A 24,031-nucleotide genomic window follows, 5' to 3' on the forward strand; every position below is an offset into this window, starting at 1 on the left:
GCTCAGAAGTGCAGGGCGCTGAATCTCCAGTCCAGCACCTGACGATCCTCGCCGCCGGTCGCCGCGGCGTAGACCAGCGACCGCAGCTGCAGGGTGCCGCCCCGGCCGTCCGACCGCGCCGTGGCCCTCTCGACGTGGACTTCGCTGTACAGCGTGTCGCCCTCGCGCACCGGTCCGGTGTGGTCGCAGGACTCCCAGCCCAACAGCGTGACGATATTCGGCAACAGCCGGCTGACCTGCGCCAACGCCAGCCCGATGGTGTGCCCGCCGTACACCAGACGGCTACCGGCGACCCGCGCATCATGGTGGGTCGCCGCGATGTTGAGGGTCAACCGAGCGAGCTCCGGAGCGCTGCTGACCACGTCGGCGGTGCTGCGCAATACCGTGCCGCTCAGAGCGGGGTCGAAGTGCGGCCCGGGTACCCGGGCGCGCCAGGCTTCGGCATCCCAGTTCACGGTCGGATCAGCTGGATTGGGTTGATCAACGCCGACGGTGCTCAGGTCGTCGGCGTGACCGGTATCGGGAGCATCGGCACTCAGCGGCAGCATGGCGCACCGGTGAAAGTCCAATACCCGGCGGCCCTCTTGGTCGACGGTGGTCATCCGCAGCGCCGCCAGACCGGTGCGAGATTTGCCGGGTCTGGACGAATTCTGTTTCAGGCCAACCACTTCAGTGCGGGTGCTGATGGTGTCGCCGAGCACCGGGAATCGATGGAACCGCAGCCCGCGATAGAACAGGTTGGCCTTGACCCGCTGCGTGGCCAGCGTCGACTGTCCGATGGCCACGTCGCAGACCAGCGCCGGATGCGCCAGCGCCTGGTCGGACCCGGTGACGGCCGCGGACAACGTGGCATCGAGCGGCAGTCGCATCCGATCGCCGAGGATCGCCTGATGGGTCGCGGCAGCGCCGCTGCTCAGCGTCATCGCCGGGGCCCAGTCGAAGCTCTGCCCCACCGTCAGGTCGTCGAAGAACGGTCCTGCGCTCTGGCCGTGCAGCTCCACAACGCAGAATGCTAACCATGAACCTCCGGCTCAGCGATGACGAGGCCATGCTGGTCGAGACCGTGCGCACCTTCATCGACCGGGAAGTGCGGCCCGAGGTACGCGACGTCGAACACGCCAACACCTATCCCGAGGCGTGGATCAACCAGATGAAGCAGATCGGCATCTTCGGCCTGGCGGTACCCGAGGAGTACGGCGGCACCCCGGTCTCGACCCGCTGCTACGTCGAGGTCACCCAGGAACTTGCTCGCGGCTGGATGAGCCTGGCCGGGGCCATGGGCGGACACACCGTGGTGACGAAACTGATCGGCCTGTTCGGTACCGAGGAACAGCGGCAGGCCTACCTGCCGGCCATGGCGACCGGCGAATTGCGGGCCACCATGGCGCTGACCGAACCCGGCGGCGGGTCGGACCTGCAGAACATGACCACGGTGGCCCGCGCCGACGGCGACGACGATCTGGTGATCAACGGTGCCAAGACCTGGATCTCCAACGCCCGCCGGTCCGGGCTGATCGCACTGCTGTGCAAGACCGATCCGGACGCGCAACCCAAACACACCGGCATCTCCGTGGTGCTGGTGGAAAACCCGAGCGCGGGCCTGGCCATCTCACGGGACCTGCCCAAGCTGGGCTACAAGGGCGTCGAATCCTGCGAACTGTCCTTCGATGACTGCCGGGTCCCGGCCTCGGCGATCCTCGGTGCGGTGCCCGGCCGCGGGTTCTCCCAGATGATGAAGGGACTGGAGACCGGCCGTATCCAAGTCGCCAGCCGGGCACTCGGCGTGGCCACCGCCGCGCTCGACGACGCGCTGGCCTACGCGCAGGACCGGCACAGCTTCGGCCAGCCCATCTGGCGGCACCAATCGGTGGGCAATTACCTGGCCGACATGGCCACCAAACTCACTGCGGCACGGCAACTCACGTTCTACGCGGCCGACCGCTACGACAGCGGCGAACGCGCCGACATGGAGGCAGGCATGGCCAAGCTGTTCGCCTCCGAGACCGCAATGGAGATCGCCTTGAACGCGGTGCGGATCCACGGTGGTTATGGCTACTCCACCGAGTACGACGTCGAACGCTACTTCCGCGACGCCCCACTGATGATCGTCGGCGAGGGCACCAACGAGATCCAGCGCAACGTGATCGCCGCACAGTTGGTGGCCCGCGGCCACCTCTGAGTGATTTCGGTGTGCGCCGAAATCACACTGCGATGGAGTCGACGAGACCCCAGTCCAGGGCGGTCACCGCGTCCAAGGTGGCACCGGAGAGCACCAGGTAGGCCGTGCGCCAACGACCGATCCGCCGGGTGACGCTGACCGTGCCGCCGGCGCCGGGGATCAGTCCGAGCGCCAGTTCCGGTAGCCCCAGCACCGCATCCGGGTCAGCGCTGACATGCCCGCAGAACGCGGCCATCTCCAGTCCACTGCCCAGGACCTGGCCGTGCACGACGGCGCGGCAGGCCGCGCCCAGGCGGCCGGTGATCTCGTCGAGTACCAGGGCCGGGCTGTGGCGGGTACGCGCCAAGTGTGCAGACGCCGGATCGTCGAAGGTGCCGAACTCCGCGAGATCGCCTCCGCTGCAAAAGGATTTGCCATTTCCGGTGAGCACCACGGCGGTCACCGACGGATCCACTCGAGCCACTTCGAGCGCTTCCAGCAGCGCGGCCCGAGCCTCGGTGGTGAAGGCGTTGTGCCGCTGGGGGCGATTGAACGCCACGTGCAGGGTGTCGCCGTCGCGGTGCGCCACGACGGGAGCCGGAGTCGCCGGCAGGCTCGCCACTCCGCGCTGCGCCAACCACCCGCCGAACTCGGCGCCGGACTGCAACGTGGAATAGGCCAGCGACTCGGTGATCACCCCGCCGAACGCCGGCGCCCCGGGGTCCAGTGCCCGCAGCACGTCGTCGCACACCGCGGCGGCCTGCGGCCAACGCGCCACCCTGTCGCGCAACGATTCCAGCACGGCCGGCACATCGGACACCTGCACCGTGCGCCGGTCGTCGCACGGCTGGTCCACCAAGGTGAAAGTTGCCTGCTGCAAGCAGGATTCGCTGTCGAGGCCGACCCCGATGCCAATGCCACCGATGTCCACGACCTCCGGCGTATCAGACAACGGCCACCGAATACTTCTCGATCAACGACTGCTTGTACAGCTTGCCGGTGTCGGTGCGCGGCAGTTGCGCTTCGAACGCGATGGACCGCGGGCATTTGTAGTGCGCCAACCGTTCCCGCAACCACGCCAGCAGCTCGTCACCGAACTCCTCGGTGGCATCGCTCGCGTCGACCGTCTGCACCACCGCTTTGACGCTCTGCCCCATCTCGCTGTCGGGAATGCCGAACACCGCTGCGTCCATCACCTTGGGGTGCGTGACGAGCATGTTCTCCGCTTCCTGCGGGTAGATGTTCACCCCACCGCTGATGATCATGTGATGCCGCCGGTCGGTCAGGTACAGGTAGCCTTCGTCGTCCAGATATCCGATGTCCCCCACCGTCATCCAGCCGTTGCCGTCACGTGAGGACGCGGTCTTGGCCGGGTCGTTGAGATACTCGAAGGTGTTGCCGCCCTCGAAATAGATCTCACCGGCCTGGCCTACAGGCAGCTCGTTGCCGTCCTCATCGAGGATGTGCAGATTGCCCAGCATCGGTTTACCCACTGATCCGGGGTGGGCCAGCCAGTCGTCGGCGGTGATCAGCGTCGAGCCGATGGCCTCCGAGGAGGCGTAGTACTCGTCGACGATCGGTCCCCACCAGTCGATCATCTGCTTCTTGATCTCCACCGGACACGGTGCGGCAGCGTGCATGATCCGCGTGAGGGTCGACAGGTCGTACGAATCACGCACGGACTGAGGCAGTTTGAGCATGCGGGTGAACATCACCGGGACGAACTGCCCGTGTGTGACGCCATGGCGGGCGATGGCGTCCAGACAACCCTCGGCGTCGAACTTCTCCATCACCACGGTGGTGACGCCCTCGGCCTGGATCTGCATCGACCAGACCGACGGCGCGGTGTGATAAAGCGGTGCGGGACTTAGGTATACGGCGTCCTTGGGCAGCCAGAAGCTCATCAGCATCTTCATCAGCCCCGGCACTTCGGCCGGCGGCTGGTGGGTCAGGGCACGCTTGATGCCCTTGGGCCGACCGGTGGTGCCCGAGGAGTACTGCAGCAGGTCGCCCTCGATCTCGTCGGCGATCGGGGTATCTGGCTGGCCCGCAACACATTCGGGATACCGTGCCCAGCCGTCGAGGTCGTCGTCGGCGATCAGCAGCAGATCGGGCAGGCTCAGGTGGTCAGCCAGGGCCACACAAGTCCCCCGCAATGCCGCCGAGCCGACCACTGCTTTGGCGCCACTGTTCTCGATGATGTACGCGGCCTCGGACGGGGTCAGGTGGATGTTGATCGGCACGTAGTACAGGCCGCTGCGCCGGGCCGCCCACATCACCGCGTGGATGTGCTCGTTGTTCTCCATCAGGATGGCAACGGCGTCGCCCTCCACCAAACCGTGTGCCCGGAAGTGGTGCGCAAGTCGATTCGCTCGGGCTTCCAACTCGTCGAACGTGATCACCTTGCCGGACGGATGCAAGATGACAGCTGGTTTACCGGTGCCGACGTGCTCGCGAATCTGCATGCGAGAACTTTACGACGACATACTTGACACGTGTCAAGTATGTAAGCGGGTCAATTTCCGACGCCGGACAACGCTCGTTTGCCGGGCGCCAGGTCGGTGTCATCGTCATCCGCGTCGACGAACGGCGCCCGCAGCGTCGCCACCACGTTGCTGCGGTTGACGATCAGGCCGATCACCGTGAGCACACCGTAGACACCACAGAGCGCCAGTCGCCCGGTGGTCGAGGTGATCGGGAACTGCACCAGGAACAGCGCCAGCAGCAGCCAAGCCACATTGCGGTGGAAGCGCAGCGACAGGATCAGCGCGACACCCATCATGGTCTGCGTCGCGGTCAGTAGCACCTCTTCGATCTGGCGGCCGTCGAGCACCAGCGATGTACCGCCACCACCGGCCAGGTAGGCGATGGGCAACGAACCGACCAGCAGGGTCCATTGGTTCACCTTGGAAGCGATCAGGGTGGCGATGGCCGCCGTGCTCTTACCGCGCGAGGCGAAGATGATCGCGATGATGAATTCCGGGGCCTCCGAAGCCAGCGGTGCCAACCACTGCACCAACAGGAAGCGGTCGACACCCAACTGCGTACCGGCAGCGATCAAACTGTCTGCGAACGGCGCCGCGCACATCAGGATCACCGCACCGGCCACCACGAACATCGTCACCACGGTTACCCGGCGCGCACGGGTCGGCAGGTCTCCGATCGCCGCAGCGGTGCCGATCAGCTCCGGCTCCTCGGGCTCGCCGCGGGTCATCTTGTACAGGTAGAAGCCGAACCAGGCCAGCATGGCGACACCCAACACCAGGTGGATGCGACCGGTGGCCGGGATGATGAAGGCGACGAGGCCTGCTATCAGCAGGAAGCCGAGCTCGACCCGGTTACTGGATTCCAGCGGCAGCACGGACTTGCTGCCGCCCGTCTTGTGCGCCGCAGTCTTCTGCGCGACGAACAATCCGACGATGACCACCACCGGCCAGCCGATACCCATGAGCAACCGGTTGGAGCCCGTCATGTTGGCCGCGGCGTATTGCACGTAGTCGGCGTCGTGCCCGGCGACGTAGGCGTAGTAGAGGTCGACGGCATATTCGGGCAGCACCGCGATGAGCGCCAGCACTGCGATGGCCAGGCCACCCGACACGTCCATCTGCGCAGATTCGGCGGCCCAGGCCAGGACGAAGCTCGCCGCGACGACCGCGGCACCGTACGCCAGCAGCGAGACGACCGGGCTGGGGTGAATGTCGGTGACCCGCAGGACCACCGCAGGCAGGATGAACACTGCGGTCAGGACCAGGGATCTGGCGAAGGTTCGCCCCGAGGTCGGGCGGAGCGACTGGGTGTGGATCACGTCGGTGGTCCTTCGGTTGGGTGGTCCGAACCTGATCGACGGGCGACGAGACTCGGACCGACAACTGCGGTGCCGGCCGAAGGTCTCGTTCGCCGGGGAACACCCGGTGGATGACCGGGCGGCTTCTCTGCCGCCAGCATGTCGACCATCCGCATCCCGCCCGAATTGCTCGACGGTGAGGAACTACTCCCCTTCGCTGACGTCGACGATAGCCCGATTTCCAACCCTCAGCAACTTAGCGCTACTACGAATTGATCTCGATTGTGGCACTAAATTTGCTGGTCAATGGCCCTGAAACAGAAGTTTGGCCACCCGTATTTTTGTATTTGAGTTTCCTTAGCAAATACGTGACAGCCCCCGAGTCGAGCGCGGCAAGGTCGGCGCGCCACCCCGTTACCCCGGCCAAAATCTACACAGCACGACAGTTTTGGCAAAGCTCATTCACCACGGCAATCCGGCCAACTGTGCAGTTCACCACCTACTAGCCGCTGCGGAAATGTCAGAGTGCGAAGCTACAAGCAAATAAATACCGTAGGTATGTTATAGATTCATCCCATGCGCTCGACCAGTACGCCTGCGCCCGCCATCCCGAGCCGCGGATTCCAGGCTTCCCCCACCACCGTCGCCTCGGAGATCGATCTCACCGGGTCCGCCTGCCTCCCCGCGGCCGTGCCACAAGAGTGGCTCGACGCGGTGCGCAACTACGCCGATACGGTTCCCACCGGAGTTCACGAGGTGATGCTTCAGGGAGATTCCGCGAGCGGGCTACCGTTCCTGCGGGATCTCACCTCGAACCCGGACCTGTGCGCTCTGCTCCACGCCGTGACAGATGCGGCACATCCGACGGCCGATACATCGAAGTCTGGCATCGAATGCGCGCTACGGGTGATCAGCGGCGCCGATCCTGCGGACCGGCCGTTGTGGTTCCACTATGACGCCAGCGTCGTGACGGTGGTGCTGCCGATCGTCATCCCCGAGGCCGCCCCCGGCCAGTCCGGCGAGTTGGTCATCTACCCCAACCGGCGGCCGTATCGACGCTGGGCCGTGACCAACGTCCTAGAGAAGGCCGTCACCCAGAGCGATACGTTCCGTCGGCGATTCGTTCGGCGACTGAACTTGCATCGCGATGCCGAAACCGTGCAGTTGCAGCCGGGCAACGCGTACCTGTTCTGGGGCTACCGGTCCTACCACGCGACCATGCCCGTGGCACCCGGCTCGAAACGGGTCACTGTCATCCTGCACTACCGGGACGTGCACGCACGAAGTCAAATCGTCAAGTACGCCAAGGCATTCCGACATGGCATGGTTGGCTTCGGCGGGATGTGACCCGCAGTCGACGCTCTGGCTGAATCAGATCGTCCATCAGAAGCAAAACTGCCCCTCGTCCGAGAAGAAGAGGGGCAGTTTTACGCGTGCGCGCGAAGGGGTCAGCCTTCCTCGGCCAACCGATGCTTGAGGGCGTCGAACTCGTCCTTGATGCCGGTCGGCAGCTTCTCACCGACGAACTCGAACCACTCCTCGATCAACGGCACCTCGTTGCGCCATTCGTCGGCGTTGACGGCCAGGGCCTCAGCGACATCGGCGGTGTCGACATCCAGACCCGACAAGTCGAGATCGGCCGCACTGGGAACGATGCCGATCGGGGTGCTGGTGCCCTCGGCCTGGTGCTCGATGCGCTCAACGGCCCACTTCAGCACCCGGCTGTTCTCACCGAACCCCGGCCACAGGAAGCGGCCGTCGCCGCCGCGGCGGAACCAGTTGACGAAGAAGATCTTCGGCATCTTGGACTCGTCGGCGTTCTTGCCGATGTTGATCCAGTGCTGGAAGTAGTCACCCACGTGGTAACCCAGGAACGGCAGCATGGCCATCGGGTCGCGACGCACGGTGCCGACCTTGCCCTCGGCGGCAGCGGTCTGCTCGGAGCCCAGGGTGGCGCCGATGAACACGCCGTGCTGCCAGTCGCGGGCCTCGGTGATCAGCGGGACGGTGGTCTTGCGACGGCCGCCGAACAGGATCGCCGAGATCGGCACACCCTGCGGGTCGTCCCACTCCGGAGCCAGCGTCGGGCACTGCGAGATCGGGGTGCAGTAGCGCGAATTCGGATGCGCCGCTTTGGTTTCGGTCTCACGAAGGATCCAGTCGTGACCCTTCCAGTCGATCAGGTGGTCGGGCTCGCCCTCCAGTCCTTCCCACCACACATCGTTGTCGTCGGTCTTGGCGACGTTGGTGAAGACGGTGTTGCCTGCGGCGATGGTCTTCATCGCGTTCGGGTTGGAATCCCAGTTGGTGCCCGGCGCCACGCCGAAGAAGCCGAACTCGGGGTTGACCGCATAGAGCCGGCCGTCCTTGCCGAACCGCATCCAGGCGATGTCGTCACCGACGGTCTCGGCGCGCCAGCCCGGGATGGTCGGCTGCAGCATCGCAAGGTTGGTCTTACCGCAGGCCGACGGGAACGCCGCGGCGATGAAGTACGCCTTGTTCTCCGGGGAGATCAGCTTGAGGATCAGCATGTGCTCGGCGAGCCAGCCCTCGTCATGGGCCATCGCCGAGGCAATGCGCAGCGAGTAGCACTTCTTACCCAGCAAGGCGTTGCCGCCGTAACCGGAGCCGTAGCTCCAGATCTCGCGGGTCTCCGGGAAGTGGGTGATGTACTTGGTGTCGTTGCACGGCCACGGCACATCGGCCTGGCCCGGCTCCAGCGGTGCCCCGATCGAGTGCAGCGCCTTGACGAAGAAGCCGTCCTCCCCGATCTTGTCCAGCGCGGCCTGCCCCATCCGGGTCATGGTGCGCATGGAGACGACGACGTACTCCGAATCGGTGATCTCGACACCGAGCTTGGGGTCCTCGGCGTCCAGCGGGCCCATGCAGAACGGGACCACCCACATCGTCCGGCCGCGCATGGAGCCGCGGTAGAGGTCGGTCATCAGCGGCCGCATCTCGGACGGGGCCATCCAGTTGTTGGTCGGACCGGCGTCCTCTTCGCGCTCCGAGCAGATGTAGGTACGCGACTCGACACGTGCGACATCGGACGGATCCGACAGCGCCAGATAGGAATTCGGCTGCTTTTCGTCGTTCAGCTTCTGGAAGGTGCCGGCCGAGACGAGTTGCGCCGCGAGCCGGTCGTACTCCTCGGCCGAACCATCAGCGAACATCACCCGGTCCGGCTGGGTGAGGTCGGCAACTTCGCGAACCCAGGCGAGCAGCCCCTCATGTTTCGTCGGCGCGGCGTCCAGACCGGGAATGGTCGCTGAAGTCATCAAATTCTCCTGCTCGGTTTTCGCGGTAATACCTGCTTAGAGGTTAACGTGAGTGACATACACATGGGGAATCGGGACCCTGTCCGATCTCTCACAAGAACGATTCAGAAACGCCGGTTGGCCTGCCCTAACGCGACTACCACCGAAACTTCCGAGAATCGCGTCGGTTACCCACCAGTAGGGTCGCTGGCAATTGTCGGGACAACATCAATTTCTCGATTTGTGATGTGTCGGCGGGCGGCGCTCGGCCAAGTGCTGACCCGCATCGAGCCACCGGCGTGCCAGCTCGTACTCGGACGCCTGCCGGACCGCACCGATCACGTCCGCTACCCAGCGATCCAACGCGGCGCGCGCCTGCAACCGGCCCCGAACCGCCACCACCCACCAGCTCAGGCCCAATCCGACGAGCAGGCCGAACACCGCGGCGCCGGCCTCTGCCACACCGGCCAGGCCACTCATCAGTCGCATCGCCGCCAGCGCCACCCCCATCCCGAACCCAGCGCCGAGCACCGCACCGAGCCAGCGCTCATCGGTGCGCGGTCCGGCCGGCGGATCCGGGATGGTGGGCATCCGCCACGGGGTCGTCGCCAGATCGACGATCTCGGCCAGTTGACGTGCCGATTCCACGTCGGCGACCTCGAACAGGTACGCCGACCTGGCCCGGACCCGCTGCTCGAACCGGGTCCGACCGCCCCGGCCGGTCAGCGGCCACGACAGCACGTCTCGACGCAGCGCGCCGCAGCGCGCACGACCTGCGTCGACCAGCTGTAGCCGGGCCCGCTGCAGGGCCAGCCGGGCATCCGAGACGGCCGGACGATGCCCGGCGAGCATGCGCAGCGAACCCCGAGTGATGTCCTGGCCGCAACGACGGTGCAGGTCGGTGACCGGACCGCGGCTGTAGCCCCGCCAATACCGAGCCCGGTTCAGCTGCGATCGGGCATCGGTCCCGCGGTCCACCGGCACCCCTGCCGATTCGACCACCGCCACGGCAGCTGCCATTGCGACCAGGGCCACGGCCTCGCAGGCCAGCCACGCGTCGATCCGCCCATCGGCCAATTCGGCTGCCAGACAGGATGTTTCGGCCAACGCCCGCCGAACGGCCAGATAGTCCCGCACCGGATCGTGCGGATCGGAGGCCTCCTGCAGCCCCGATACCACCGGCAGCAGCCGCGGGATCGCATTGACTTCAGCAAACTGCTGCAGGGCATCGGCCAACCGATCTGCCGCGGTCAGCGCTGCCTGCACCAGATCATCGTTGCACCCGGGACGCAGGCAATCCGACGCCAGTTTTGCCCCATGGGCCCCACTGGGTCCCATAAGGCAACTGTTGGGTATCAATCTGCACCACGATGCGGGCGCCCGAGGCGCAATGCGCGACGATGGACCAATGCATGCCCAGCGCGAGGACGCCGACCAAGCGCACCAACACCGTCGTGTCACCAGCTTCCGATCCCGCCGGTCCGCCCTGTCCGCGAATCAACAAAATTTGTGGAACCGGCGCTGGCCTGAGCTGGGTACCGCCGCCCGGTCCGAGAAAGACGAGCCCGCACCGCGGCTGGACCTGCCCGGCTGGTTCGGCCGCACCGCCCCGGTGGTGTTGGAGATCGGCTGTGGCACCGGCATATCCACGCTGGCGATGGCACAGGACGAGCCGCATCTGGACGTGGTCGCCGTCGAGGTTTATCGCAAGGGCATCGCGCAGTTGCTCGGCGCCGTGGACCGTGCCGGGCTGACCAATGTCCGGTTCGTCCGGGGTGACGGCGTCGACGTGCTGGAGCACATGGTTGCGCCCGGCACGCTGACGGCGGTGCGGGTGTTCTTCCCGGACCCCTGGCCCAAGGCCCGCCATCACAAGCGCCGGCTGTTGCAACCGGAGACCGTGGCGCTGATCTCCAGCCGACTGCGTGCCGGCGGCATCCTGCATGCGGCCACCGACCATGCCGAATACGCCGTACAGATCGCCGAGGTCGGCGACGCCGAGCCGACCCTGCGACGGACTACCGAAGACGCCGAACTGCCGGTGTCGGTGCACCGCCCGACCACCAAGTATGAGGCACGTGGCCTGGGTCTCGGCAGCTCGATCACCGAACTGATCTGGGAGAAGTTGCCATGAGCAACGCCCGCGGAGCGAATCGACAGCAGGCGCGCGACGTCCGAGCCTGCGAGGGAGTCGCATGAGTATCACCGAGGCCATTCCGGTTCAGCCGCTGCCGTCCACCCCAGACCCGCAGCTGCCGTCCGTGCCGCCGCAGGACCGGGTCCTGTTGATCTGGGACGCACCCAACCTGGACATGGGCCTGGGGTCGATCCTGGGCGGACGCCCGACCGCGGCACACCGCCCACGGTTCGACGCCCTGGGCCGGTGGTTGTTGGCCCGCACCGCCGAGATCGCCGCCGCGCGTCGGCCCGACCAGCTTTCGGTGTCACATGAGCCCGAAGCCACCGTGTTCACCAACATCGCACCCGGCAGCGCCGACGTGGTGCGGCCATGGGTCGAGGCACTGCGCAATGTCGGCTTCGCGGTCTTCGCCAAGCCGAAAACCGACGACGACAGCGACGTCGACGCGGACATGCTCGCGCACCTCGCGCTGCGCCGGTCCGAAGGCCTGGCCAGGGTTTTTGTCGCCTCGGCCGACGGGCAGGCGTTCCGATCACCCCTGGAGGACATCGCCCGGGACGGCACGCCAGCGACCGTCCTCGGATTTCGCGAACATGCCAGTTGGGCATTAGCGTCGGATACCTTGGACTTTGTCGACCTTGAGGACATCCCTGGTGTCTTTCGGGAGCCGCTGCCGCGAATCGGCCTGGATTCGCTGCCTGATCAGGGCGCGTGGCTACAGCCGTTCCGGCCGTTGTCCTCGCTGCTGACCTCGCGCGTCTAGGGCATAACTACACATGATGTGCGCGGTGGCAACGAGTGTTGTGAAAAGAATTGTGAGGAGCTGACGTGTTCGCCTGGTGGGGTCGAACGGTGTACCGATTCCGATACATAGTTATTGGAGTCTTGGTCGCCCTGTGCCTTGGTGGCGCCGTGTACGGGTCCAGCCTGGGCCAGCACGTCACCCAGAGCGGTTACTACAACGAGGACAGCCAGTCCGTGCAGGCCTCGGTCCTGGGTGACCAGGTGTACGGACGTGACCGGACCAGCCTGGTGGTGGCGATCCTGACCCCGCCGAACAACGGGAAGATCGACGACCCGGCCTGGCAGAAAAAAGTCACCGGTGAGCTGGACTCCTTCGTCAACGCCCACAAGGACCAGGTGGTCGCCTGGGTCGGCTGGCTGAAGGCACCGACCACGGACAATCCGACGGTCCAGGCGATGAAGACGGCCGACCTCAAACACACCTTCATCACCGTCCCGCTCAAGGGCGATGACGACGACACGCTCCTCAAGACCTACCAGGCGGTCGCTCCCGACCTGCAGAAGATCAACGGCGGCGACATCAAGCTGGCCGGTATGGAGCCGCTGGCCAGCGAGCTGACCGGAACCATCGGCACCGACCAGAAGCGCGCCGAGTTCGCCATCGTCCCCCTGGTGGCCGTGGTGCTGTTCTTCGTCTTCGGCGGCGCGATCGCGGCCGCACTGCCCGCCATCATCGGTGGCCTGACCATCGGCGGGGCGCTCGGCATCCTGCGCTTCACCGCCGAGTTCGGCCCGGTGCACTTCTTCGCCCAACCTGTCGTGACCATGATGGGCTTCGGTATCGCGATCGACTACGGCCTGTTCATCGTCAGCCGGTTCCGAGAGGAATTGGCCGACGGCTACGACGTCGAAGCCGCGGTACGCCGATCGGTCATGACGTCGGGCCGGACCGTGGCGTTCTCCGCAGTGATCATCGTGGCGTCCTCGCTGCCCCTGCTGCTGATCCCACTGGGCTTCCTGCGGTCCATCACCTACGCGATCATCGCCTCGGTGCTGCTGGCCGCGTTCCTGTCCAACACCGTGCTGCCGGCGGTCCTGGGCATCCTGGGCACCAATGTCGATGCACTCGGCGTGCGGACGCTCCTGCGGGTGCCGTTCCTGGCCAACTGGCCGTTCTCTCGCAAGATCATCGACTGGTTCGCCGAGAAGACCCAGAAGACCAAGACCCGCGAAGAGGTCGAGAAGGGCTTCTGGGGCCGCCTGGTCAACGTCGTGATGAAGCGGCCGCTGGCCTTCGCCGTACCGATCATCATCGGCATGATCCTGCTGGTCATCCCACTCGGGCAGCTGGCACTCGGCGGCCTCAGTGAGAAGTACCTGCCGCCGGACAACGCGGTCCGGGTGGCCCAAGAGGACTTCGACAGGCTCTTCCCCGGTTTCCGCACCGACCCGCTGACCCTGGTGATCAAGAGCGACAACGGCCAACCGGTCACCGATCAGCAGATCGCCCAGGTCAAGGCCAACGCCATGGCGGTGTCCGGGTTCGTCGACCCGAACAACGACCCGTCCAAGATGTGGACCGAGCGGTCCTACCAGGACGGCGGCACCAAGAACCCGGCTGTCCGGGTGCTGTCCAACGCCCTGGTCAACAGCAATGACGCTGCGCAGAAGATCAACGAACTTCGCGCATTGCAGGAACCACACGGTGTCACCGTGCTGGTCGGCGGTACGCCGGCGCTGGCGCAGGACAGCATCAGCACTCTGTACGAGAAACTGCCGTTGATGGCGGTGCTCCTGGTCGCCACGACCACCGTCCTGATGTTCCTGGCGTTCGGATCGATCGTGCTGCCGATCAAGGCCGCATTGATGAGCGCGCTCACTCTGGGCTCCACCATGGGCATCCTGACCTGGATGTTCGTCGATGCCGGGCACGGCTCTGGGTTACTGAACTACACGCCGCAGCCCCTGTTGGCGCCCATGATCGGCTTGATCATCGCCGTGATCTGGGGCCTGTCCACCGACTACGAGGTGTTCCTGGTGTCCCGCATGGTGGAGGCCCGCGAACGCGGCATGTCCACCGCCGAGGCCATCCGGATCGGTACCGCGACCACTGGTCGACTGATCACCGGCGCCGCGCTGGTGCTGGCCGTGGTCGTCGCAGCGTTCGCATTCTCCGACCTGGTGGTGATGAAGTACCTGGCCTTCGGCCTGCTCATCGCACTGCTGCTGGACGCCACCGTCATCCGGATGTTCCTGGTGCCGGCCATCATGAAGCTGCTCGGCGACGACTGCTGGTGGGCGCCGACCTGGATGAAGCGGATCCAGGTCAAGCTGGGCCTCGGCGAAACCGAGCTGCCCGACGAACGCAAGCGTCCGGTGAACCGCGACCCCGAAGAGCCGCGTGCCCTGGTCGGCTCGGGAGCACCGGTACCGCCGCGCCAGCCTCATGACCCGACCCATCCCGGCGTCGCCGGCCGAGTACCGCCGGCACGGATCGAGCCCGGTTCGACGGCCGCACCCGCCCGCTTACCGGCACCGCCCGCGCAGCCCAAACCGCCGCCGCTGCCTCCGGCACCGTCGACGGAGCCCGCGACGACTCGGTTCGGTATCGCCAAGGATGCCTTGCGCAATGTGGTGTCAGGCATGGCCGGTGGCCGTCCCGCGCCGCAACCGGAATCGGCAGACGACGCCCCCGCCACCACAGCATTCGGAGTCCCCGGCCGCGCAAAGCGCGCCGCGGGCACCGACGGGCCGAACGGCAACCGGGAGATCGAGTCGTGGCTCGGCGAATTGCGAAGCGGCACACCGGCTCCGCCCCCCAACGGCCCGCGGCCGTCGGCCACGCAGGACACCTCGACCCCACCGACCCAGGCATTCTCGGCTCCGCCGACGCAGGCCATCCCCACCCCGGGCGCGCCTGCCGATGCCGGGAACGCACCCACCACGGCGTTCCGGGCGCAGAGTCAGCCCGACGCCACCGAGAAGATCGACACCCGCGAGGGTGAAAAGGGCAAGCGCCGCGGCGGCGGGGTCAGTGCGCAGGATCTCCTGCGTCGGGAAGGTCGGCTGTAGCCAGCGCTTCCTCCTCAGCCGCGGGATCAGGTGCCAGCAGCACCTGAATCGCGTTGTTCAGGAATGCGACGGTCGGCACGGCGATCAGCGCTCCGATGATGCCAGCGGTGAATCCGCCGGCCGCGATCGCCAGCACCACGGCCAACGGATGTACCGACACCGCCCGGCCCATCACCAGCGGCTGCAGCACATGCGCCTCCAGCTGCTGCACCGCGATGATCAGGCCGAACGCGATGAGCGCGTAGACCCAGCCCTTGGCGATCAGTGCTACGACGACCGCAAGGCCACCGGTGAGCACCGCACCGACCAGTGGGATGAACGCACCGAGGAACACCAGCGACGCCAGCGGCAGGGCCAGCGGAACCCCGATGATCGCCAGTCCCGCACCGATACCCACCGCGTCCACCAGAGCGACCAGAAACGTGGCCCGGACGTAGCCGATCAGTGAGCGGAAACCGGCCCGGCCGGCGTCACGAACCCGGTCGCGGACCGAGTCCGGAAAGATCTTGGTGACGTAGGCGAAGATGTCGCGCCCACCCTGCAACAGGAAGATCAGGGTGAACATCGTCAGCAGCGCGCCGGTGATGATCTCGGTCAGTGCGCCGGCAGTCGACAGTGCACCGCTGGTCAGCTTGGCCTGGTTGTCCTTCAACGCCTTGATGGCGGTCTGCCCCGCGTTGTTGATCTGATCCTTGCTCAGGTGCACCACCGGCCCGTCGGTCAACCACTGCCGGGCCCCGTCGATGCTCCTGGTCACCTGATCTACCAATGCCGGTGCGCCATCGATGAATTGGCTGACGACAAAGGTCAACACGCCGCCCATGACCACCACCCCGCCGAGCACCACGACGGCGACGGCGGCGCCGCGCGGCAGGCCACGTCGGTCCAGCTGATCCACCACCGGCACCAGCAGCGCGGTGGCCAGCGTGGCCAACAGCACCGGCACCACGATGGCTTCCAGTCGGGCGATCAACGACAACGCCGCCACCACCGCGGCGAAAATGACCAGCAGCCGCCAACTCCAGGCCGCGACCTTTCTGACCAGCGGGCTCACCGAGTCGTGGGCGAGGCTATCCAGCGGGGTTCCCTCGGGCATGGGCGTCAGCGTAATCCCGGGTCCGGACAAACTGGCGTGTCCGCCGCCGGGGTGTGGCACACGGCATGCCGACCGGCCCCGACTACCCTGGAGACCGTGTCGCACGACGCGCCGGTCAGCGACGGCCGAATCCGGGTAGGCCGTACGCGCGGCAAGTACTGGTGGTTGCGCTGGGTTCTCATCGCCATCGCGGTCACCGTGCTGACCGTCGAGGTCGTCATTGTCTGGGAGCAGCTGGCGAAGGCCTGGCACAGCATGCTGACCGCCACGTGGTGGTGGGTGCTCGCTGCCGCGTTCGCCGCGCTCGGTTCTATGCACAGTTTTGCGCAGATACAGCGCACCCTGCTGCGCTCAGCCGGTGTCACCGTCAAGCAGTGGCGATCCGAAGCCGCCTTCTATGCCGGCAACGCGTTGTCCACAACCCTTCCGGGCGGACCGGTGCTGTCCGCCACCTTCGTATACCGCCAACAGCGGCTGTGGGGAGCCTCGCCGCTGGTGGCGTCCTGGCAGCTGGTGATGTCCGGGGTGCTGCAGGTAGTGGGACTCGCATTGCTCGGGCTGGGTGGCGCATTCATGTTGGGCGCCAGCAAGAACCCGCTGTCCTTGATCTTCTCACTGGGCGGGTTCGTGGCCCTGTTGCTGCTGGGCCAGTCGGTGGCAGCCAATCCGAACCAGATCGACGGCATCGGCGTGCGCGTACTGGCCTGGCTGAACACGTTGCGCGGCAAGCCCTCTGACACCGGACTGGCCGCCTGGCGCAAGACCCTGGGGCAGTTGGAGTCCGTGCGCCTGAACCGCCGGACGCTGACGGTGGCGTTCAGTTGGTCGGTGTTCAACTGGGTCGCGGACGTGGCCTGTCTGGCCTGCGCGGCCTATGCTTCGGGCGGCCACCCATCGTTGGCCGGGTTGACGGTCGCATACGCGGCGGCCCGCGCCGTCGGCGCGATCCCGTTGATGCCCGGCGGCCTGCTGGTGGTCGAGGCCGTGTTGGTACCCGGCCTGGTCTCCAGCGGAATGACCTTGGCCGCAGCCATTTCCACCATGCTCATCTATCGGTTGATCAGCTGGATCTTCATCTCGGCGATCGGCTGGGTGGTGTTCTTCTTCATGTTCCGCACCGAGAAGGACATCGACCCAGACGCCCCGGAAAGCCTTGCCACCGAACCGAATCACCCTCCGTCCACCAACGCCCAGCAGGACCGATGGGAACCACCCAATGTCCCGCACAGCCCGTAACGCGGCGCGGCTGGCCACCGTGACGCTGGCCGCAACCGTGACCGCGTGTTCACCGTCGGCGCCCGTGGCATCAGGTCCGACCAGCACCGGATCATCGACTGTCACAACAGAATCTGCAGCTACACCGATCGTCACACCGGTGCTGGCCGAGGTGTTGGCGGCGCCGGTCCCGGTGCCGGCCACCGATGGCCGCACGCATCTGGCCTATGAACTACTGCTGACCAACGCCAGCGACCAGGACGTCACCGTGGATTCACTGGCAGTGAACTCCGGCGACCAGACGCTGTTGCAACTTTCCGGCGAGCGGTTGGCCTACTGGACCAGGCCGGCCGGCAGCCACGACCCCACCACCAAGCTCGGGGCCGGCCAGTTCGGAAAGGTCTGGCTCGACGTCAGTGTCGACACCGGTAGCCCAGTTCCCCAACATCTTTCGCACAAGTTGGTGGTAACCGTGACTCGGCCGATGCCGCCGCTGGTACCGCCAGTCGTCACCGAGACCGTTGCCGAGGTGAAAGTCTCGGATCGCGCTCCGGCGGTCATCTCACCACCGCTGTACGGCCCGAACTGGTTGGACGCCAACAGTTGTTGCGACATGACGCCGCACCGCATGGCACTCAACCCTATCGACGGAAAGCTCTGGGGCGCTGAGCGTTTCGCCATCGACTACTTACAGTTGGACGACGACGGCCGAGTGTTCCAGGGCGACAAGACAAAACCGGAGAGCTACCGATACTTCGGCGCCGATGTGCACGCCGTCGCCGACGGTCCGGTGGTCGCCGTCCTCGACGGCCTTGCAGAACAGGTACCCGGGCAGGCGCCGACCGGATTGACGCTGCAGCAGTACGGCGGAAACCACGTCGTCCAGGACATCGGCGGCGGCAACTACGCGTTCTACGCTCACCTGCAGACAGGCAGCGTTCGGGTGCACCCCGGCGACCGGCTGAGCACCGGGCAAGCCCTCGGACGGCTGGGCAATTCCGGCAATTCGGATGCGCCCCATCTGCATTTCCACGTGATGAGCACACCCGACCCGCTGCGCTCCGACGGCCTGCCGTTCGTCTTCACGTCGTTCCACCTGACCAACCGGCTGGCCTCCAGCGCAGCCGAAACCGCACTGGAGGCGGGCCGGCCCGCACAACTTCAGCCCGGGTTCGCCGCCCGCGCCGAGAGCAACGTCAGCCCACTGTTTCTGGATGTGATGAACTATGCCCAATAGCAGCGAAACTACCACCATCGGAACACGGTCTGCCGCAACAGCATTGCTTATGGACGTGGTCTGCATCGTGGTGTTCGCCACGGTCGGCCGGCGCAGTCACGCCGAAGGCATCACCCTGGCCGGCGTGGCGCACACGGCATGGCCGTTCCTGACGGGAACCGCTGTCGGCTGGGTGGCGTCGCGAGGCTGGCGCCGGCCGCTGGCCATTGCGCCGACCGGGCTGGCGGTCTGGATCAGCACCGTGGTGATCGGAATGTTGTTGCGCAAAGCCACGTCTCAGGGCGTGGCAGTCAGCTTCGTCGTGGTCGCGTCGACCGTCACGGCGGTACTTCTGCTGGGCTGGCGCGGCGCGGCGGCCCTGCGCCGGCGGCGCTGACCCCAAGACCACGACGACCCGGGGCCGTCAAATGATCAGCCGGGCCCGGGTCGTCGAGAGCGGCCTCAGTGCGCCATCGGACCGCCGGGCCCAACCGGCAGGTCGTCACCGCAACGGGCTTTCATGTCGGTCAGCGGCTGGCGGATACCTTCCATGTCAGCCTTGATGTCGGGGTTCTGAGAGAAGTAATCCTTCACCTTGGACCTGATCTGGTCGCGCGGCTGCCCCTTGAGCCCGGTGAAGAACGCATTGACGTCCGGGTGGGTGAACAGGTACGCGGAGGTCGACGCCGAGACGCCGGACGCGACGCCGGCCAGATCCGCGGCGGTACAGTTCGGCTGATCGTCGGCCAGGGCCGACGGAACCCCACCGAACAGCATGGAGCCGGCGATCGCACCGGCGCCGATGGCACCGGCAACAACGCGCCGCCCCGCAAGGGCCGAGAACAACATGCTCACTCCTTCGTCGATGTCGACAGTGCCGGAAGGTACCGGCACCCAAACCTAATCGGAATCGACCTCGACTGTGTCATGTCGTGGTGTTTCCGTGCCGATCCGATGCAGAGATTCGGTCGTCACGGGCACTGCGGGACGCTGGCGCGATACGTCAGTGGACGCCGGCCGTGCTCGACGTGGCCGTGGTGACCCCCGGCAGGCTCGGATTCCACATGCTGCCCCCCGGTGTGCCCGGCGTCGCGGCGACCGCCTGCGCGGGCGGCGTGGCAGCCTCAGCCGGCAGGATCGGCAGCGTGCCGGCGGGTGCGCCGCCCGGCCCGGGCTGGGCGGGTGCACCGCCCTGTCCAGGCTGCATCACGCCCATCAACTGCGGCAGGGTCAGCGGCAGGTGACACTGCGTGGTCAAGGAGACGAGTGGCTGCTGCAACTGCTGCATGACCATGCCCTCTTGCGGGTGCCCATCGAAGTACGCCTTCAGCGAGCCCAGGGACTGCGGACCCGGCTGCTGCTGCGAGATGGTGGTCAGCGCCTGGTTGGTCTCCGGGTGCGCATCGAGGTAGGTGCCGGTCGAGGTCGCCACCATGCCTATGGTCTTGGCCACCTGGCTGGCCGCGCACGGATCTTGACCGGCAGTAGCTGACGGGGCGTCCAAGGCACCCGAAATCGCACCGCCGAGAGCGATGGCAGCGAACGCGCCGACCCAGGCCCGACGGCTGCTGACTATGGCTTTTCTCATTGCGTAACTCCTCATGGTTCACGCCGCACCGACAGCCGGGTAAACACTTGGCGAACTCCGGTTTCCGAATGTCGTCGAGACTTGCCGAGCGAGCGGCCGGCCCCATCCCCGGAGGCGATCACCCACCATATTGCCACTCAGAACAGACCGGCGCCCAATCCATCCAGCAAACTCGCAGTTCAGCGGGCATTAGAATGACTTCCGGCGGCACCGTATTCGCCGGTCATCGACGTTGCTGGGCATTGGCTGCGCGATACCGCAATGCCGGCGACGAGCATTCTGCGAGGCCCCGCGGGACACAGTCGGCCTATCCCATACTGGAGTAGGGTCACCGCGGCACAGCGCCGCCCGACACACCTGCACAGCGCAGGGCACACCGCACGGAGAGGGTTCGCCATCCAGCAGTTCATGATGCGGTTGAGCGGCCTGCTGCGCCGTTGGCGCTGGCCCGTGTTCGCGGTCTGGCTGCTGCTGCTGGTGCCGTCGATCTCGCTGGCGGCCACCCAGTCGAGCAATCTCACCGGCGGCGGCTTCGACGTGGCCGGATCCCAGTCCCTGCATGTGCAATACCAACTCGAGGACCACTTCCCCGATCAGGGCGCTTCGCCGCTGGCCCTGGTCGCCGCGCCGCAGCCGGGTGCGTCGCTGCAGGACCTGGCCGGTGCCGTCGACCACCTCAAGCAGATAGCCGGGGGCGTATCCAGCGTCAAGATCGTGCCCAACCCCGGACAGCCGGCGCCACAGGCCGACCGGCCGTACGTGGTGACCCTGCAGCTCGACTTCCACAACAGCGGCGCCGTCGACATCGCCAAACAGTTGCGCAAGGCCGTCGGCATCGACGGGTCCAAGCCCGGTGAATTCGCGGACGGCAAGGTCAAGCTGTACGTGATCGGCCAGGGTGCCCTGGGCGCCGCCGCCAGTGAGACCACCAAACACGACATCGGCAAGGCCGAGCAGTGGAACATGCCGATCGTTCTGATCGTGTTGTTGGCGGTGTTCGGTTCGCTCGCCGCGGCAGCCATGCCGATCCTGGTCGGCTTCTGCACTGTGGTGGTGACGATGGGCCTGGTGTACCTGCTGTCCATCTGGGTCACCATGAGCGTGTTCGCCACGTCCACGTTGTCGATGTTCGGCATCGCCTTGGCCGTGGACTACTCGTTGTTCATCCTGATGCGGTTCCGCGAGGAACTGCGGGCCGGACGCGATCCGGACCAGGCCGCCGACGCGGCGATGGCGACCTCGGGCCTGGCGGTATTGCTGTCCGGACTCACCGTCATCGCCTCGGTCACCGGCATCTACCTGATCGGCACCCCGGTGCTGAGCTCGATGGCGACCGGCGCGATCTTGGCCGTGGCCGTGGCGGTGCTGACCTCGACCACCCTGACCCCGGCGGTGCTGGCGACATTCGGCAAGCGGGCGGCACGTCGTTCGTCCTGGCTGCACCTGACCCGGCGACCGGACTCCTCGCAGTCGCCGTTCTGGACTCGATGGACCGACAAGACCATGCACCAGCCCTGGTTGTCGGCGCTGCTGGCCGCGGTCTTCCTCATCATCATGGCGGCACCGGCCTTCTCGATGAGTCTGGGCAACAGCATGCTGCGCCAGTTCGAGCCGAACCACGAGATCCGTGGCGGGGTGGCGGCCGCCGCGGAAGCGCTCGGTCCCGGAGCTCTCGGGCCGATACGGGTACTGGTGACGTTCGGGGACAACACCGCGGCCGACGCCCAGAACGCCGCGACGCTCGATGCGGTGCATCGGACCATGACGCAGGCGCCGCACGTGATCAACGTGTCACCGCCGGTGTTCGGCAATGACAATCGCAGTGCTCTCTTCTCCGCGGTGATGTCGGTCGACCCCGAGGACCTGGAAGCGCGCCAGACCGTCACCTGGATGCGCGACAAACTACCGCCGGCTGCGGGCCCGCACGTCACCGTGGACGTCGGCGGGCCGACCGCACTGATCCAGGACTTCGACGCCCGGGTGACCGCCACGCAGTCCCTGGTCTTCGTGTTCGTCGCGTGCATCGCCTTCGTGATGCTGCTGATCTCGATCCGCTCGGTGTTCCTGGCCTTCAAGGGCGTGCTGATGACGGTGCTGTCGGTCGCCGCGGCCTACGGCAGCCTGGTGGTTGTCTTCCAGTGGGGCTGGGGGCAGGCCCTTGGCTTCAAACACCTCGAATCGCTGGACAGCACCGTCCCGCCACTGGTGTTGGCGATGACCTTCGGGTTGTCGATGGACTACGAGATCTTCCTGCTGACCCGCATCCGGGAGCGGTTCCTGCAGACCGGCGACACCCGCGACGCGGTGTCCTACGGCGTGTCCACCAGCGCCCGCACCATCACCAGTGCCGCGCTGATCATGATCGCGGTGTTCATCGGTTTCGCCTTCGCGGGCATGCCGTTGGTTGCGCAGATCGGTGTCGCCTGCGCGGTCGCCATCGCGGTGGACGCCACCGTGGTCCGGTTGGTCCTGGTGCCCGCCCTGATGGCGATGTTCGACCAGTGGAACTGGTGGGTGCCGCGCTGGCTCGACCGACTCTTGCCGTCGGTGGATTTCGAGAAGCCGCTCCCCCAGGCCGACACCGGCACGCTGGTCATCATTCCCGAGGATCTGCCGATCGTCGGGCCCTCGGGGGCCGAATTGCGGACCGTGGTGAAGTCCGCTGCAAAGTTCAAAACACTTGCTCCGCAATCCATTACGGTGAGCGATCCGTTGGTGTTCAGTGGCTGTTCGGCGGCTGGACTGACCCGCGGCGCAGTGGCCGTGTTGCCCCGAGGCGTCACCAAGACCACAAAACCCGCAGTGCAACAAGCTGATTCAGACACCCGGATACACCCGGTGACCTTGTGGGGCAGTCGGCTGGCGGTAGCCCTGGATGCACTGTCCAGCGCCACCGACAGCCCCATACCCGCGCTGGAACGCAGCCGTCCGGTAGAGACCGCCGAAGTGTTGCTGCCCACCGGCGACCGGCTCCGGATCCCCACCGGCGCCGAGACACTGCGACTGAAGAGCTATCTGATCATGGGCCGCAACAGCACCCAGGACTATGCCGACTTCGCCGACCTGGTGACCTGCATGGATCCGCGCACCGTCGCGGCGGTACTGACCGGCATGGACCGGTATTACTGTGGTCTGGAGTCGAAGGGGCCATGGGTCGCCAGTCAGTTGGTCCGTCGGCTGGCTGATCCGTCCCCGCGTGGGGGGCAGGACCATCCAGGCGATTGGGCCCTCGTGCGAGAGCGGTGCCTGGCGGTGGCGGTGGCGATGTTGGAGGAGACGAGGTGACGTTGACATCCGAAGCAATGGACGGCGCAGACGCCGCGTCGTCGCCGGCTGACACCCCGGTGGAGTTCTGGCCGACATCAGCGATCCGCTCGGCACTGGAGACCGATGACCTGTCGGTATGGCAGCGCATCGTGGTGGCCATCAAGCGGGACCCCTTCGGACGCACCGCCCGCCAGGTCGAAGAGGTGCTCGAGACCACCCAACCGTTCGGGGTTTCCAAGGCGCTGACCGAGGTGCTGGCCCGCACCCGCGCCCATCTGGAAGCCAACGAGTGTGAAGAGGTCGCCCGCCAGATCCGGCTGCTGTTGGAGCGCTCCGGCCTCGGGGTCCCCGAATTCGCCTCACGCATCGGCGTTCGCGGCGAAGAACTCTCGGCCTACCTGGAAGGCACCACCAGTCCGTCGGCGTCGCTGCTGGTGCGGATGCGACGGCTGTCGGACCGGTTCGCCAAGATCCGCGCCACCCGCGGCGAGTGA

The 24,031-nt window shown here is 66.3% G+C and carries 19 protein-coding genes; 10 read left to right on the top strand and 9 right to left on the bottom strand.

Going from position 1 to position 24,031, the window contains the following annotated elements; all coding sequences use genetic code 11:
• Positions 1–2: 2 nt before the first annotated feature.
• A complete protein-coding gene (locus ABIA30_RS21875; RefSeq protein WP_370069262.1) occupies positions 3–1,001 on the bottom strand; it encodes a MaoC family dehydratase in 999 nt (332 codons plus the stop codon).
• A gap of 17 nt (positions 1,002–1,018) precedes the next feature.
• On the opposite strand from ABIA30_RS21875, the gene ABIA30_RS21880 reads away from it, so the two are divergent.
• Entirely contained in the window at positions 1,019–2,179 is a 1,161-nt protein-coding gene (locus ABIA30_RS21880) for an acyl-CoA dehydrogenase family protein (RefSeq protein WP_370069264.1), read from the top strand.
• A 22-nt stretch (positions 2,180–2,201) separates the two neighbouring features.
• Here ABIA30_RS21880 and ABIA30_RS21885 read toward each other — a convergent pair whose 3' ends face one another.
• From ABIA30_RS21885 to ABIA30_RS21895, 3 genes are read right to left on the bottom strand one after another with little or no spacing between them, the layout of a single operon-like run.
• Positions 2,202–3,110, bottom strand: a complete 909-nt coding sequence (locus ABIA30_RS21885; protein WP_370069266.1) for an enoyl-CoA hydratase/isomerase family protein — start codon at positions 3,108–3,110, stop codon at positions 2,202–2,204.
• Entirely contained in the window at positions 3,103–4,623 is a 1,521-nt protein-coding gene (gene fadD4, locus ABIA30_RS21890; RefSeq protein ID WP_370069268.1) for a fatty-acid--CoA ligase FadD4, read from the bottom strand. The genes ABIA30_RS21885 and fadD4 overlap by 8 nt, the downstream gene beginning before the upstream one ends.
• Positions 4,624–4,673: 50 nt before the next feature.
• Positions 4,674–5,963: a sodium:proton exchanger gene (locus tag ABIA30_RS21895; protein ID WP_370069270.1), complete on the bottom strand. Its 1,290-nt coding sequence runs from the start codon at positions 5,961–5,963 to the stop codon at positions 4,674–4,676.
• 555 nt (positions 5,964–6,518) lie between these two features.
• On the opposite strand from ABIA30_RS21895, the gene ABIA30_RS21900 reads away from it, so the two are divergent.
• Positions 6,519–7,289 carry a hypothetical protein gene (locus tag ABIA30_RS21900; RefSeq protein ID WP_370069272.1) on the top strand — a complete coding sequence of 257 codons (771 nt, stop codon included), beginning with the start codon at positions 6,519–6,521 and terminating at the stop codon, positions 7,287–7,289.
• 101 nt (positions 7,290–7,390) lie between these two features.
• Here the strand turns inward: ABIA30_RS21900 and ABIA30_RS21905 are convergent, their stop codons facing one another.
• Together ABIA30_RS21905 and ABIA30_RS21910 are read right to left on the bottom strand one after the other, a co-directional pair.
• Positions 7,391–9,220: a phosphoenolpyruvate carboxykinase (GTP) gene (locus tag ABIA30_RS21905; RefSeq protein ID WP_370069274.1), complete on the bottom strand. Its 1,830-nt coding sequence runs from the start codon at positions 9,218–9,220 to the stop codon at positions 7,391–7,393.
• Positions 9,221–9,427: 207 nt separating this feature from the next.
• Positions 9,428–10,465, bottom strand: coding sequence for a hypothetical protein (locus ABIA30_RS21910; RefSeq protein ID WP_370069276.1), 1,038 nt, complete (start codon positions 10,463–10,465; stop codon positions 9,428–9,430).
• A gap of 124 nt (positions 10,466–10,589) precedes the next feature.
• On the opposite strand from ABIA30_RS21910, the gene trmB reads away from it, so the two are divergent.
• The 3 genes from trmB to ABIA30_RS21925 all read left to right on the top strand — a co-directional run bounded on the left by trmB (position 10,590) and on the right by ABIA30_RS21925 (position 15,155).
• Positions 10,590–11,333 carry a tRNA (guanosine(46)-N7)-methyltransferase TrmB gene (trmB, locus tag ABIA30_RS21915; RefSeq protein WP_370069278.1) on the top strand — a complete coding sequence of 248 codons (744 nt, stop codon included), beginning with the start codon at positions 10,590–10,592 and terminating at the stop codon, positions 11,331–11,333.
• A gap of 61 nt (positions 11,334–11,394) precedes the next feature.
• Positions 11,395–12,102, top strand: a complete 708-nt coding sequence (locus ABIA30_RS21920) for an NYN domain-containing protein (RefSeq protein WP_370069280.1) — start codon at positions 11,395–11,397, stop codon at positions 12,100–12,102.
• Positions 12,103–12,167: 65 nt separating this feature from the next.
• Positions 12,168–15,155: an MMPL family transporter gene (locus tag ABIA30_RS21925; protein ID WP_370069282.1), complete on the top strand. Its 2,988-nt coding sequence runs from the start codon at positions 12,168–12,170 to the stop codon at positions 15,153–15,155.
• Here the strand turns inward: ABIA30_RS21925 and ABIA30_RS21930 are convergent.
• Complete coding sequence (locus ABIA30_RS21930) at positions 15,115–16,251, bottom strand: AI-2E family transporter (RefSeq protein WP_370069284.1); 1,137 nt, start codon at positions 16,249–16,251, stop codon at positions 15,115–15,117. The genes ABIA30_RS21925 and ABIA30_RS21930 overlap by 41 nt on opposite strands.
• Positions 16,252–16,347: 96 nt before the next feature.
• Here ABIA30_RS21930 and ABIA30_RS21935 point away from each other — a divergent pair, with 96 nt between their 5' ends.
• The 3 genes from ABIA30_RS21935 to ABIA30_RS21945 are packed head-to-tail and all read left to right on the top strand — an operon-like array spanning position 16,348 to position 19,079.
• A complete protein-coding gene (locus ABIA30_RS21935) occupies positions 16,348–17,487 on the top strand; it encodes a YbhN family protein (protein ID WP_370069286.1) in 1,140 nt (379 codons plus the stop codon).
• Entirely contained in the window at positions 17,468–18,703 is a 1,236-nt protein-coding gene (locus ABIA30_RS21940; RefSeq protein WP_370069288.1) for a M23 family metallopeptidase, read from the top strand. The genes ABIA30_RS21935 and ABIA30_RS21940 overlap by 20 nt, the downstream gene beginning before the upstream one ends.
• Positions 18,693–19,079 (top strand): DUF3054 domain-containing protein, encoded by a 387-nt coding sequence (locus tag ABIA30_RS21945; RefSeq protein WP_370069290.1) that lies wholly within the window; start codon positions 18,693–18,695, stop codon positions 19,077–19,079. Before ABIA30_RS21940 ends, ABIA30_RS21945 begins: the two co-directional genes overlap by 11 nt.
• A 65-nt stretch (positions 19,080–19,144) precedes the next feature.
• Here ABIA30_RS21945 and ABIA30_RS21950 read toward each other — a convergent pair whose 3' ends face one another.
• Positions 19,145–19,531 carry a heme-binding protein gene (locus tag ABIA30_RS21950; RefSeq protein WP_370069292.1) on the bottom strand — a complete coding sequence of 129 codons (387 nt, stop codon included), beginning with the start codon at positions 19,529–19,531 and terminating at the stop codon, positions 19,145–19,147.
• 154 nt (positions 19,532–19,685) lie between these two features.
• Positions 19,686–20,270, bottom strand: a complete 585-nt coding sequence (locus tag ABIA30_RS21955) for a hemophore (RefSeq protein WP_370069294.1) — start codon at positions 20,268–20,270, stop codon at positions 19,686–19,688.
• Between the two features lie 408 nt (positions 20,271–20,678).
• On the opposite strand from ABIA30_RS21955, the gene ABIA30_RS21960 reads away from it, so the two are divergent.
• Positions 20,679–23,555: an MMPL family transporter gene (locus ABIA30_RS21960; RefSeq protein WP_370069296.1), complete on the top strand. Its 2,877-nt coding sequence runs from the start codon at positions 20,679–20,681 to the stop codon at positions 23,553–23,555.
• A gap of 17 nt (positions 23,556–23,572) precedes the next feature.
• Positions 23,573–24,031 (top strand): XRE family transcriptional regulator, encoded by a 459-nt coding sequence (locus ABIA30_RS21965; RefSeq protein WP_370069425.1) that lies wholly within the window; start codon positions 23,573–23,575, stop codon positions 24,029–24,031.

It is taken from the genome of Mycobacterium sp. MAA66 (assembly GCF_041261665.1).
Classification (GTDB): domain Bacteria; phylum Actinomycetota; class Actinomycetes; order Mycobacteriales; family Mycobacteriaceae; genus Mycobacterium.